The following is a 12,449-nucleotide window of genomic DNA, read 5'->3' on the forward strand; positions in this document are numbered from 1 at the left end:
GGCCGGCGTGAACGGTTGCGCGAGAGGGGCATGGAAGAACTCGGGGATCCCCGGCTTTCCGGTTTCCAGGGTCGCGCTGTCCCGCTCGGTGTCGATCAGGAATATTTTCCCCGACTCGGCCAGGCCCCCGGCAAGCAGCAGGGCTGAATGGGTTTTGCCCGATCCGCTCGGACCATCGATGGAAAGCCGGATCTTCGCTTTGCTTCGTACCGCTTTTTGAAATATCGCCATAATCGTATCCTCCGGAATGGCCGGACGGGCTCCCCGCCCGGCCTGCATGGTTGTTGTTTACGCTGCCTGTTTCTCTTCTGCCTTCCGGCGCGAATTGGCTAAATACTCTTGCGCCTCCGGACACACTGGCCTATAACTGCAGTATCCTACCTGTTTTTGTGCCTTTCCCTGGGCGAAATAGGAGGTATCTGGCCTGCACCGCCAACCCCTGGCCCCGAACTCGACCTTCGGAGCCGCTGGCTGTGTGGGCCTTTTTGTTTGCAGGCAATCAAGCACCTGGCCGAACCGGACATCAAACAGGGCCTGGACCACCAGGGCCGCCCGGTGCTGGTCGATGATCCGATAAGCAAAAACCTGATAGAACGGGGTTGATTTCTTGGCCTCCCGGTTGGCGTAGATCACGGCAAAGAGTGGCGCCATGAGCTTGGACGCATAGCAGAACACCTGCTCTAGGTGGCCCTGCTCGGGACCTTCTTCCCGCTTCTTGTCAAACGAATAGCCGCCCGTCGCCTTGCACTCGATGACACAGGAACCACCGGGCAACATCCTTTCCAATATGCCATCGGGATGACCGACGATCTTTCCCCCGGGGGCCTTGGGGTATTGCCAGACAAGCTCTCTTTGCCGGCAGCCGGGGGAGATCTCCAGCAGGTCGAGAATGTAGGCCTCGAGGACGTGGCCGGTATCAAACCCGAACTGGGAACCGGCGTCGGTTTCCTCCTTTTCGGCCTGGGTGAGGCTGTAGAACAGCGCACACGGCGGGGTGCCAAGTGACGAAACCCCGAGATATTCCCGCCGCTCGTCCCGCGACAGAACCACCTGGCTCAGGATCGCGCCGTACCGCCGCCGCTTCTCCAGCTGAAAGCGCAAGGCCAGGTCCAGCTGTTTTTCCGCCAACGGGGCTCTTCTGATCGGCAACAAGATTTCCTGCTTCATGCCGCCACCTCCATTTGCTTGAGTTCGAGCAGCAAAGAGGCCTTCCGCTTTTCCCTCAACTGCTCATCGTCCGGCAGGTCGGCGGCGCTGGCCACAAAACAACCGGCCAGCAGGGCATGATCGAAAACCCAGACCTTGACCCGATCCGGATCAAGAAAGCCGCCGATCTCAATAGAGACCGAGCGCTGCTTTCTTTTCTTCCGCTGCCAGTCCATCAACTCCTGAAAAAAACACCCGTCCATCGTTGCTTGCGTTGCATACCTCATGTGCAACCTCCTTTGGTTGTGTGCCCGTCTCCGGGCACACGGTGAACAGAAACCGCCTACTCTTCCCCTGGCCTGTCCAGGATGTAATCAGCGGCCTTTTGCGCTGCAGCGGCAGCGCAGACAACCATTTTCTTGTCTTCCCTGAATTTTGCGGCCCAACTCTGCAGATATGCGGCCGAATTCCTGACCGTAGCCGGTAAAATTCCGACCTCGCCGCAGAGGAAAGAAGCCGTCATCTCCGCCACAAGCTCTTCCTTGCTGTAATCGTGTGAGCCAAAGTGGATGTTATTGGTGATTTCCTTGCGATTCAGGCGGCCCTGGTGGCCGGTGGAATGGCCCAGCTCATGAAACAGGGCGCAATAGTATTCTTCCGAGCTGATGAAGCTTTGCAGGTCCGGCATGATGACGCGATCCCGACCCGGGCTGTATGCGGCCCGATCCCCAAAAACAAGACTGGGAGGGTTGGGCATTGACTGAAAAACCGCCTCGGCGCCGGCGATGGGATCCAACTGCGCTTCATCCGGTTCCGATGGAACCTCTATTCCTTCGACCTGCTGCAGGTTGAAAACGGTGTAATACCTGAGCAAAGGAACAAGCCGCGGCCCGCGCTCTTCGGCCTCCGCCTCGTCGGATCTGCCCTGCAGCTTCCAAAAAACTATCCGCTTGCCCTTCTCGCCCTTGCGGACCTGGCCGCCCTTCTCCTGAGCCTGGCGATAGGTGAGCCACCAAGGCGAACTGAACCCAGCGCAGGAAAGCAAAAAGATGTTAATACCCCGATATTTTTTGCCTGACACAAGGTTTCTGTGCGCTCCTTTTGAACCCCAGGGCTTCTGCCAGGGGATAACCCCCTGCTCCATGATCTGCAAAATTTCGGCGGTGATGATGTCGTAAACAGAATTTCCAGCCATTGTATGACCTCCTTCGAGAGAATTAGAAAAGTGATCCCTGGCGGGATTGCCACCAGCGCGAAGGGATGAAGCCACAACCAGGCCCGGGCTTTTCATCACAGCGCCCCAGGGCGAGGCAGAACAGGCAGGATGGCGCCGGAGATCCGGAACAGATGGACCGAAAGCCACCGGCCCAGACCTGAACAGACTCCCCGGCCTGGTGTGGAGCCACCCCACAGGCAACAGCCCAGGCCCGGGCAAGGGCCCTGGAAGGAAAAACCGGGCTTACCACGCCCAGGCCCCACCAGAGGCAACCGCCCGCCGGCAGGCGGGAGGAGCCCCAAGGACCGACAGGGGGCCGGCGCCTCGACGGACAACGGCCGGGACCGAGGCAGGGAGAACCGGGACGGAAACCCAGACCAGGCCACCCGACCGCTTGAGCACGCAACCGTTGCAGCCTGATGGAAGCCTGACGGCCCAGGAACGGGCAAAAAGGGCGGCTTGTGTCTGGCGGCGAAAGCCGACAGACACAACAAAGCCGGCCAACCCCCGAACGGAAGAACGGACACAGAAACCGGATGCACCAAAGAGACAGGCAGACCTTGAAAGCAGGGAAACAGATGGCAGCATGGGGGACCTCCTTGGGTAGTTTTTTGCTTTGGAAAAAACTTTTTTTCTTTTTTTTTCCTTCCTCACCCTCAAGGGGAGGAAAAAAAAAGAAAAGCCCTGCGCGCAGCGCCACTTTAAAGAACACGACGAGGCAATTACCTGAGAGGGGACCGAGCCCTGGGGCGCTGAATGTCGATGGCCATGACAATTTGCGGCAGTTTGCAAATTGGCGGGGGCATTGACCCAGCGCAACCAGCCACAGAGACAAAGCAGCAAAGGGATTGTTAAGGGAATTAATTCCCTTAACGCCTCCCCGGAGGGGACGGGAGGGGGGAAACTGTGACTGCGCAGTCTGGCTTTTTAGACTGCGCCAAGCCAGGCAGGAGATGAGGCTACATCAGAACGCGCACTGGCCGGGTTCCTGCAGACATGCCGGCACGGTTTTTGTGGTCGGCAGGGCTGCAAGGTACACGGCCAGACATCAGGACATGGGGCTACAGCGGGGGTTCAAGGGGGCGGCAGCCACCTTGTGAGATAAAAAGATGTTGGGAATCATTCTCCTAAAGTTGCAAAGAGATCAAAAACAAGATGTTTTCAGTCACTCATCATTTTGTCTAATGTTCGACTGACATTAATACGTCTAATGCATTGATATTATATATGATATATTTCATACATTAGACAATGTAATCTATTTTGTCTAATGTTCAAAATCCGTTGAATTTTTGTGTGACGGCAATTTCAAATTTTTCTCAAGAAGGTAAGTATCCACCGGCAAAGCCGGTGGCTTTAGGTTGTGAACCGCTCAAAGCGGTATGTTAAAAAGATTTACTGACCACCATTCGGTGGTCGCCTATTTAAAGAGCGATAGCTGCTCGAGGCGATGATCTTCCTTTTCCTGGTCACGGATATATGCTCGCACGACCTCCTCATCGGTGCCTACAGTTGATACGTAATAGCCTCGTGCCCAAAAGTGCATTCCATTGTAGTTCTTCTTCTGCCCAAGGTAGGTCCGCGCAATATGTATTGCGCTTTTTCCCTTCATATATCCGACTACCTGGGAAACAGCATATTTCGGTGGTATTGCGATCAGCATGTGAATGTGATCCGGCTGGAGATGACCTTCCAGCACTTTGCTTTCCTTCTGCCGGGCCAACTCGTGGAGCATCTCACCAAGGTGCTTTCGCAGTTGACCGTAAAGAGCTTTCTTCCGACATTTCGGTATCCACACGACGTGGTACTTGCATTCCCACGTCGTGTGGCTTAAACATTGTGTGTTGTTCATGAAGCCTCCTTCCTGTGACTTTGACCGGTCCACGGGAGCGGAGGCTTCTTCATTTTTCAGGAACTGTCAAACTTTTATAGTCCCCCGGCAAAGCCGGGGGTTTTCCTAAAGGAAATAAATGAGGTATTGCGATAATGTGTTGCGCATTGTGGTTTTTTTTGAAGAGTATTGTAGGAATTCAGAGCATTAACAAAAAAATCGATAAAATTGCCATCACAAAGGGAGAAATAATGAAAGCATCTAATCTGGTTTCGTTCATCATGTTGTCTGGCATGTTACTGCTTTCCATGTCGGCGACGGCAGCGCCAGATTCAGGGATACGAACTTTAGTTGCAACTCCGGCCTCAGCTTTTGACGTGTTTCTTCATCAACTGTATGTTGCTTCAAATGGCCCCGCGTATTTTGGTGGGCCAAACATGAAAGAGCAGATTCGTATTTTCGATCTAAGGTACGATTATGACTCGAACCTAATTACCATGCTCTTTCACATTGGCCCTGAGCATAAATTGATGAAGGATTTTGACCGTCGTAATATTGAAGGCAAGAAGGACATGCTGCTTTATGCGGCGAAAGATATTGCCGCATCTCTGGGTATTGAGCCACGCAACGGAATTCGATATGGACTCATTCAGGATCTGAAAATCAGGAATGGGTGGACGAGCAAGGATTTCGATGAGGATCAAGTCAAAAATGAGATTGCCAATCGAACCGTTTTCGAACTCGTCTACGCTTGGGAGGACAATAATGTATACCAAGTCCGTCGCACTCACTCCGGTAGCTACGAGTTTTCAGTGGATACTAAATAGATAATATTCTAGTGCCCATGCCAAACTCATCAATAAACCGGACCTGCGGAATGTCGTACAGATAGTTGATTTAAGATGTTTATCATCTTTCTGGATAACATCGAAAATGGTGTGATATACAGAATTGGTGAATCCTTTGTTATGTGCTCATGAAAAATGGATAATGAAAAATTACATAAAAGAATAAATCTTGTACGAAGAGATTTAGGAAATTTGCTATTCCATTTTACAAGATCTCCCGGCAAATTGGTTGAAATCGAAAAAGAGCATTCAAAATCAAGCCTATCAGACAGCCCGCTATCCGTGCTTGAAAAAATTCTATCAGATGGATTTTTATTAGGCTCTTCAAAAAATATTCGTGGCGGGTTTAAATGTATCTGCTTCACAGAGTCCCCTATCTCAGAAATTGTATCGTTATTTTCTCTGGTAAATATTGCGGAATCCAAGACCCAAAAGACAAGGTATGAACCTTTTGGAATAGCCGTAAAAAAGGATTGGTTGTATTCCCAGGGAGGAAGACCCGTTCTTTATCAGCCTGAAAACGAATTCAAATTATTACCTGAAGAATTACAGTATAAACATGTAAAATTCGAACCAGAAAAGGGCGTTGATTTTACTTGGGAGCGAGAATGGAGAATAAAGGCCGATAAATTACTTTTAGATCCTAAAGAAACCTTAGTGGTAGTGCCTGATGCCGAGACGGCTTTTGATTTGGCCTATCAGAATGCTGAAGTCGAATTGGATTTTGATCGAGATCCTGTTCCCCAAGGGGCATATCACGTTGCGAAATGGATGACAGTTTCCCTGGATTTATTTGGATTTAATCTTTTAGAACGAGACAGATAACAACACTTCACATAACCATGGGGTGAAGAAGGATTGGGAATTCCGCTGTGCTTCATTCCCAACCTCTTACCCCAGTCGTTAGAACTCTTCATATAGGAGGCTCCCGATGGAACCAAAGTCACAAGCAATTTTTGACGAACTGATGAAGGTATTTCCCGAAGGGAATGTGGAATATCTCTACGGTAACGGCCTTCACAAGTTTCGCCTTGAACGTGAGGGTCCATCTCAGTGGCTTTACGTTTCTCGCGAGTTCGTTGATGATCACACCGCGCAAGAAATAGTCACGCGCTTCTCTGGTTTGCAAATTTCCGAGGCTTTCCGTGGCTCACCAAATAACCTTTGGCTATTTCTCAGCGAAGCAGGTGTTCGTGAAGTTGATGACAATTTTGGCCGTGGTTACTAATACACCTCCACAATAAGTCACATGCCATTCATGTAACAATAAATTCTCAGAAAGGGCACAGGCTTGCCCGAAAGTGAATACTATGAAGATCAAATTGAGTGTACCAGGAAGATTGCTGATTACGATTGTTCTTCTGACCGTTATATATCCAGGACACATTCTTGCAGTAGATCTCGGTCCAGAGTGTGAGCCCAGTGGCCTTGTCGCAAAAGGAAAAGAAGCCTGGAATCCAAAGGAGTTTTGGAAAACACAGATAAAAGAAATAGAAGAATATGTAGAAGGGCAAAAAACTGATTTCCGTCTGTCTATGATAGAACGAAGAAGAGGAAAAATAAACCAAAGACTAGATGACGAAGAAATGAAAGCTATGAGCATCGATAACGAGCAATATTCTAATCCAGAGGCTGATAGGTTTTTGGCGGAGGCAGATAGGGAATTGTTGCAAATAGAGCGCGGAATTTTGAATGAGGCTATCGAATGGGGTCGAAAATGTACCGCTTATGCCAAGCGCAAGCTTTCCCAATTAGAGTAATTGGCATGGTATTAATTGGCCTAAACAAGGTTAACCAGCTGCCGGAAAACCAATTCATCGTTGGATGATAAGAACATGAACACGCGAATTCTTAAAGCCGCCGTTGCCATTACCTGTGTCTTTATCGGTCATTTAGCCAACGCCGAATCCTTAACGTACAGCAATTGGCAACAAGCGTCCGAGCAATGGAAGAGAGGGTATGCATTCGCTGTACTGAGTTACCAAGCGACTATCGCTTATAGTAACAGTCCCGAACACATGCGCATAACAAGGGGGTACGGGAAATGTGCTGGCGAGATAACTGACGCTGCGTTCGTTCAGGTAATAGATCACTACTTCATTCGGCATCCCGATGCAATTACTCAGCCATTCATCGGGGCTGCCCTCAATAGCCTGGCAGAAGTCTGCAAGCCGTATCTCGATCAGAATTCGAAATAGCCGAACACTTTCGGAAACTCAATTAAAAACCTAATGTTACAGGTTAGACACACGGTAAGCTAAACAAATGGCTTCATAGCCACTAACTCATTAGACAAAATAATTCATTTTGTCTAATGGCTATCCGAAAGAGGCAAGAGACCTTCACCACCCAACCACAACATCTGCCACCCCATCACCGGTCATATCCTCCGCATGATAGATGCTCCGAATTAGATCCATAATAAGAGCATCTTTTTCAAGAGAGCGGCCCGAAACCACCACCGGACCGCCCTCCTGGCCTGTAAATCTCTGCATCACACTGCAGACATTCAACCCATCGTCAACAAGTCTCTCTGCCAGATATCTGGTTGACGATCCGCTGTCCGAGTGCCACTTCATCTTTTTGATAGCGTGGTTGTTCCCTACCAGAACAAGTACCACATCATATTTTCCCGATCGGACAGCAGCCACAACATTGCGTGACATTGTAACGTCACGGTCCTTATCCTCTTCAGCTGCGTCAATTGCCCGCACATCCACACCAGCATGTGCATAGCGCCCTAACCTTCTCAGCATCTCCCTATATGCTGGGTGATCGATAGCATGGTACAGCTGAACATCATCCTTTACAGAAACCGGATCCGCAAGGAGCGCATCGAGATTGCCTTGCTGATCTCCCGATATCTCAAGTCCAACAAAGACACGCCTCCCCTGCCCTATCTGATTCTCGATCATCGCAAGGAAAAGTTCCTGGCTCTCGGGATGCTGGTGCCTTTCACCGAGAACAAGGACTCCCTTCCCCTGACAGGGAAGCAATATCTTCTTTGCAGCTTGAGCCACAGCCGCTGAATCTGCAGAAAGAGCAGCACCTCCCCCACAGAGCACGGCAAACCCGATTGTCGCAAAGATGAAATATTTCAAGGAAGGGAAAAAGAGATTCACACTGTGGGATGTAGCTTCTGGAGGGCCAAAGATATCACCTGAAACACCACGGCATAGATTTGGCCATCCTTGGATGCGGACCGGCCGGCGACATTCAACACCTCAACCCCCATTTCATCAAGCCAGGCCAAAAGAATATCCGTCGCACCATCAACGGTATTCTCCAGCATGTCCAGGTGCAGCCATGGTTTCTTATGCTTCTCGGCCAGCTTTCTGGTCAAGTCGGATCCACCTGAGAGCTTGCCCCGAACAAAGATCACCGTACCATCGGAATCGATGACATTCTGCTCAGTTCTTTTCGGGTACCCCGCAGTTGGCATTTCCTGGACTTGATATTTCTCCGGCAGCGGCCCGGCCTCTGTCCTTCGGCCCTTGGGAACCCAGCCGCCATAGGGAAAGTCGTATGAAATAGCTGCGTCGATCCCGGCAATATCAGCTCCGGTCTGACAACCTGAAATAATTTTTTTCAACATGATCCCTGATTGTAGTCTTTTTGTGAGAAGCCCCTGGTAGAGTCCAGAAAATCCCTCATCGCCCTCCCCTACCTGACCACCCTCCCCCACCAATCGTTCTTCTTCTTTGAATCCTTTCTCCACTCCCACGGTGGCTTTGGCTCCGGATCCACCCAAAGCCCCCTCCCCTTTTCCCGAGCTGAAGCCTCAAGGTTCAGCCAGGATCGACAAAAATCCTCTTTGCAGTATTTCCTGTAGACCCAGGCGAAGCCGTCGCGGATCAGATTTTCATTCAGGCATTGGTCACCGACATACACCATGGCCACGGTCCTGCCGTATTTGTCTGTTTCAAACGGGACAATTTTTACTGACATTTTTCTTACAGCGGCATTGGTGAACTTTTTGGCCTGATTGCCAAACGCCTGTTTTTTCTCAGGAGTGTCAACACCATAGAGGCGTATATTCACCTTCTCGTTGCCACGGAGAACCGAAATGGTATCACCATCGGCCACTCCCATCACCTGGCCTGACCAGGCTGCCAAAACATTTGAGTAAGGAAAGAGGATGAGAAGCAGGATCAGGGTAACTATGGAATGGCAAGAGGTAGGATTCATGCAACAAGCTATACAACGAGTCTTAAAAAAAACAAACACCCCACAAAGCACCGGCGCAGCAAACCACCCCCGCCATAGCCTGGCGCTGCCCTTGCATGCTGGTGGAGGCCGGCAAGGGACGGGTGCTTTTCCCGGCCCTGCCGTAGCCGGAACCAGACGAAAGCAAGGGCTGTGACAGGCGGGTGAGGGCGTTCAGGGCTTGCCACAACAATCCCACGACGTATCAACATCCGGGGTAGCCCGGCACGACCCTTTGCTGAGACGGACATGCAAGTGGCGGCGATGTGTGGCTTGGAGAATGCGATGGGCAGGGAGAAAGATTGCAAAGGGCGTGACGGGGCGGGCTTGCTTCTGTTTTTCAAGCAGAAGAGATCTGGGTTTAATTTGAAAAGGGCGGCCAACAACACCGCCCTCTTTTGTGATTACCGTTTGCTGTCAGGTGTTCTCTTTACCCGTTCCCATTCATGCCCTGGTTTCGAGGTTGGAGGTAAAGGTTTGTGGTCTGGTACGGTAGCAAAATTATCTTTTGCTCCTCCGCGTGGGCCAACTTCTCGATAAATTCCGCCATCATTGCCTGTGCTTTCGCCAGGTTTTTTTGTAGTCATATTTATCTCCACTATATAAGGGTAGTTCCGAATATATTGACTATAGTTATGGGGATACTGTATAAAAAAGCAGGTAGATACAGCATCCCCACTGTTCTTGGTGTGGGTTCATAAAGGGGAGTGCGATTGCTTGCCGGCTTTCACTCCCTTTTATCATTTTATGTCACAGCGCTGATCCCACATTCGCGCTCTTAGCTCTGGCGGCGACATAAAGACCTCCTTTAAAAGAATTCCCCCCCCCGATATTGGAGACGGGTGCTCAACCTTCACTTTCGTCTATCATTATTGTTGTCTCTCCAATTTCATCCACCCTGTCGATCAGAGTATTAAATAAAACCGGCGGCACATCATATTTGCTATTCTCATTAAGTTCTTTCACAACGCTATAGGGGTTTAGAAGCAAAACGTAGTGAAAGTTCCCTGTGGCCCCCACTGTGGATCGTATAAACCCGAATTCTTCAAGACGTTTCATTCGTTCACGCCATGTGTTTTCAGCTCTTTGCCCTGAAAAACCAGATTCTAACGCCATCTGACGTGGTTTTTGTATAGTTACCATCATCTCATCAAAAGCATAGCACCACAAGGTCATGTATGTGCTGGAGAGAGGCTTTTGAAGAGATAACGAATCCATAATGCGCATTATAAGGGAAAGGCCTCGGGGTATTGTTGTGAATCCTTTCGTTTCACTTCGTAACCACAGATCATCTTCAGTTATTTCTGGCCAATGTTGCTGCCGAAGCTTCAGTCTTTTGTTGGACATTCTCACGGATCGTTTTGTCGCCATATTAGTATGCCTCCTTATGCTCAGATTAGAATATAGCATGCTTTCAAGAAAATCAACCAAAAAGAAACACAAATATCAATAATAACAGATTGTTAGTATTGTTTTCAATACTATGAGATACGTATATATGCAGCAATCTGATTATTAATTAAAACACTATATAATGTCAACTTAAACGTTAAGATGTTGCTCGCGCGAAAATTAGCCCTAACGATTACAACTGCTTATACCATCGTGGTAGTGCTCCCCGTTCTCGCGTTCTCCATGTACTCGTGGTGCTCATGTGCTCCAGGTAAGTCCAGAAAGGGGATGAATAATTTTTTTATTCTTTTTGAAACTCGGCTGTTTTCACAGGATCGCGGGCTAAACATGCACTAAAGCCACACTCACTGGCCCACCCAAAGAGCATACAGATTCTTTTTGAAACGCATCGCTTCATAAATTTACCGAGTTCGCTGATTCGCGGCACGCTATCTATCGTCACGGACAGCTCCTTTTATTCCTCAACATGTTCTAAATGTAGTAAATTTGTAAGAATCCCCCCATACCCTCGCCAACAGGGGAAAATCTACAAACTGTCAGGATGTTTTTGGAAGAAGGAGATCCAGATAATATCAAGAGAGGGGGAATCCGTGACCGATATTCACGATCATAGACCCAGGCCCTACACAATCATCGAAGATGCCATCCTTGATTGTGATCTCTGCGTCTATGAGAAAATGGTTCTGATCTGCATCATCAAATACGCCGGAAAGGCCAATCAGGCCTGGCCCGGCATCAAAACCTTGGCCAAAAATTCAGGCATGTCCGAGCGCCATGTCAGACGCACCATCCGGCAACTCGAAGATCTGGATCTGCTGCGGACTGAAACCCGTCCAGGTCATTCCAGTCTCTATCACATCCCAGAATTCACCCTGCAAGAAAAACAACTGACAGGCACTTGGTACCACATCCAAGGGGCGGACCACCAGTCCGCACCCCCCGGCCCAGCAGTCCGTACTCCCCGGACTACCAGTCCGCCCACCCCGGACTGTCAGTCCGCCGAATATTATCAAAGAACATTATCAAAGAACATCTCTCTCTCTGTGCCGTTCTCTGACAACGGTACCGTCCACCACAATAATGAAAAACCCGAGAGAGATTTTTATGATCAGGAATTAATCGAGGCATGGCAGGAACAATTTTCAACCAGCCACCATCCAGAAACTCCAAAAGAACAGCAGGCCATGGATTGGATGCTGTTCGCTGCAAAGAACAACCAGCTTTCCGCAATCCAGTCACCCCTGGCATATCTCAGGACCATAACCAGGAATGGTCATCCGCTCAATTACCCGCCCTTCCGGGAACGGCAAGTCTCAAAATGCTCCAGGATAGCCAGATCACCCCCCTCCCCTCTTGAGCGCTGGAAGCTCATCAACCAGGTGCATCGGACCATGTATATCCTTGAAGCAAAGGAAAGCGGCGTCCAGGAACATGAGCTTGAGGAAAAGGCGTTCCATATCTTTGCCGCTGAATACGAAAAGGAACTGGGAGGGCAAAAAATCGCCCTTTCCTGCAACGCCCCCTAAATAGCCCCCTACCCCCCATATATGGCCATTCTAAGAAAACTGACCAAATGTCTATTTGGTCTAAAGGACCCACAAAGTGACACTCCATCGATTGTTGACGGGGAAATCGTCCATACACCTAAACCCCTAAACACACAAACACTTATATGCATAAACACCGATACTCAAAAACATGCAAACACACCGGACCCTGTCAACAGTAATGAACCAGCTGAAAGTACAGACAAACTTGTTTTCTGTAAGAAAAAGGTAAGAAAAGAACG

The 12,449-nt window shown here is 49.5% G+C and carries 15 protein-coding genes and 1 pseudogene; 6 read left to right on the plus strand and 10 right to left on the minus strand.

Features of this window, described 5'->3' with window-relative positions; genetic code table 11:
- The 5 genes and pseudogenes from HNQ81_RS16080 to tnpA all read right to left on the minus strand — a co-directional run.
- A pseudogene (locus HNQ81_RS16080) lies at positions 1-231 on the minus strand (AAA family ATPase); the annotation flags it as partial.
- Positions 232-288: 57 nt separating this feature from the next.
- On the minus strand, positions 289-1,167 hold the full coding sequence (locus HNQ81_RS16085) for a hypothetical protein (protein WP_221270893.1): 879 nt from the start codon (positions 1,165-1,167) through the stop codon (positions 289-291).
- Positions 1,164-1,433: a hypothetical protein gene (locus HNQ81_RS16090; RefSeq protein ID WP_183352334.1), complete on the minus strand. Its 270-nt coding sequence runs from the start codon at positions 1,431-1,433 to the stop codon at positions 1,164-1,166. Before HNQ81_RS16090 ends, HNQ81_RS16085 begins: the two co-directional genes overlap by 4 nt.
- Positions 1,434-1,489: 56 nt before the next feature.
- Complete coding sequence (locus HNQ81_RS16095) at positions 1,490-2,437, minus strand: ArdC family protein (RefSeq protein WP_221270894.1); 948 nt, start codon at positions 2,435-2,437, stop codon at positions 1,490-1,492.
- Between the two features lie 1,345 nt (positions 2,438-3,782).
- Positions 3,783-4,214 carry an IS200/IS605 family transposase gene (gene tnpA / locus HNQ81_RS16100; protein ID WP_183352335.1) on the minus strand — a complete coding sequence of 144 codons (432 nt, stop codon included), beginning with the start codon at positions 4,212-4,214 and terminating at the stop codon, positions 3,783-3,785.
- Between the two features lie 230 nt (positions 4,215-4,444).
- On the opposite strand from tnpA, the gene HNQ81_RS16105 reads away from it, so the two are divergent.
- From HNQ81_RS16105 to HNQ81_RS16125, 5 genes are all read left to right on the plus strand, one after another.
- On the plus strand, positions 4,445-5,020 hold the full coding sequence (locus tag HNQ81_RS16105) for a hypothetical protein (RefSeq protein WP_183352336.1): 576 nt from the start codon (positions 4,445-4,447) through the stop codon (positions 5,018-5,020).
- A gap of 156 nt (positions 5,021-5,176) precedes the next feature.
- Positions 5,177-5,866: a hypothetical protein gene (locus HNQ81_RS16110; RefSeq protein WP_183352337.1), complete on the plus strand. Its 690-nt coding sequence runs from the start codon at positions 5,177-5,179 to the stop codon at positions 5,864-5,866.
- 106 nt (positions 5,867-5,972) lie between these two features.
- Positions 5,973-6,269: a hypothetical protein gene (locus tag HNQ81_RS16115; protein ID WP_183352338.1), complete on the plus strand. Its 297-nt coding sequence runs from the start codon at positions 5,973-5,975 to the stop codon at positions 6,267-6,269.
- 82 nt (positions 6,270-6,351) lie between these two features.
- Positions 6,352-6,801, plus strand: a complete 450-nt coding sequence (locus HNQ81_RS16120; RefSeq protein ID WP_183352339.1) for a hypothetical protein — start codon at positions 6,352-6,354, stop codon at positions 6,799-6,801.
- Between the two features lie 75 nt (positions 6,802-6,876).
- Positions 6,877-7,239: a hypothetical protein gene (locus tag HNQ81_RS16125; protein WP_183352340.1), complete on the plus strand. Its 363-nt coding sequence runs from the start codon at positions 6,877-6,879 to the stop codon at positions 7,237-7,239.
- Between the two features lie 144 nt (positions 7,240-7,383).
- On the opposite strand, the gene HNQ81_RS16130 is transcribed toward HNQ81_RS16125, so the two are convergent.
- The 5 genes from HNQ81_RS16130 to HNQ81_RS16150 all read right to left on the minus strand — a co-directional run bounded on the left by HNQ81_RS16130 (position 7,384) and on the right by HNQ81_RS16150 (position 10,618).
- Positions 7,384-8,142: a TraB/GumN family protein gene (locus HNQ81_RS16130; RefSeq protein WP_183352341.1), complete on the minus strand. Its 759-nt coding sequence runs from the start codon at positions 8,140-8,142 to the stop codon at positions 7,384-7,386.
- Between the two features lie 17 nt (positions 8,143-8,159).
- Positions 8,160-8,765, minus strand: coding sequence for a putative molybdenum carrier protein (locus HNQ81_RS16135; protein ID WP_337833467.1), 606 nt, complete (start codon positions 8,763-8,765; stop codon positions 8,160-8,162).
- On the minus strand, positions 8,705-9,127 hold the full coding sequence (locus tag HNQ81_RS16140) for a thermonuclease family protein (protein WP_183352342.1): 423 nt from the start codon (positions 9,125-9,127) through the stop codon (positions 8,705-8,707). Before HNQ81_RS16140 ends, HNQ81_RS16135 begins: the two co-directional genes overlap by 61 nt.
- Before the next feature lie 524 nt (positions 9,128-9,651).
- Complete coding sequence (locus tag HNQ81_RS16145) at positions 9,652-9,834, minus strand: hypothetical protein (RefSeq protein WP_183352343.1); 183 nt, start codon at positions 9,832-9,834, stop codon at positions 9,652-9,654.
- Positions 9,835-10,093: 259 nt separating this feature from the next.
- Entirely contained in the window at positions 10,094-10,618 is a 525-nt protein-coding gene (locus tag HNQ81_RS16150) for a hypothetical protein (RefSeq protein WP_183352344.1), read from the minus strand.
- Positions 10,619-11,250: 632 nt separating this feature from the next.
- On the opposite strand from HNQ81_RS16150, the gene HNQ81_RS16155 reads away from it, so the two are divergent.
- Positions 11,251-12,186 carry a helix-turn-helix domain-containing protein gene (locus tag HNQ81_RS16155; RefSeq protein ID WP_183352345.1) on the plus strand — a complete coding sequence of 312 codons (936 nt, stop codon included), beginning with the start codon at positions 11,251-11,253 and terminating at the stop codon, positions 12,184-12,186.
- Positions 12,187-12,449 lie beyond the last annotated feature (263 nt).

The organism is Desulfoprunum benzoelyticum (assembly GCF_014201505.1).
Lineage (GTDB): Bacteria > Desulfobacterota > Desulfobulbia > Desulfobulbales > Desulfocapsaceae > Desulfoprunum > Desulfoprunum benzoelyticum.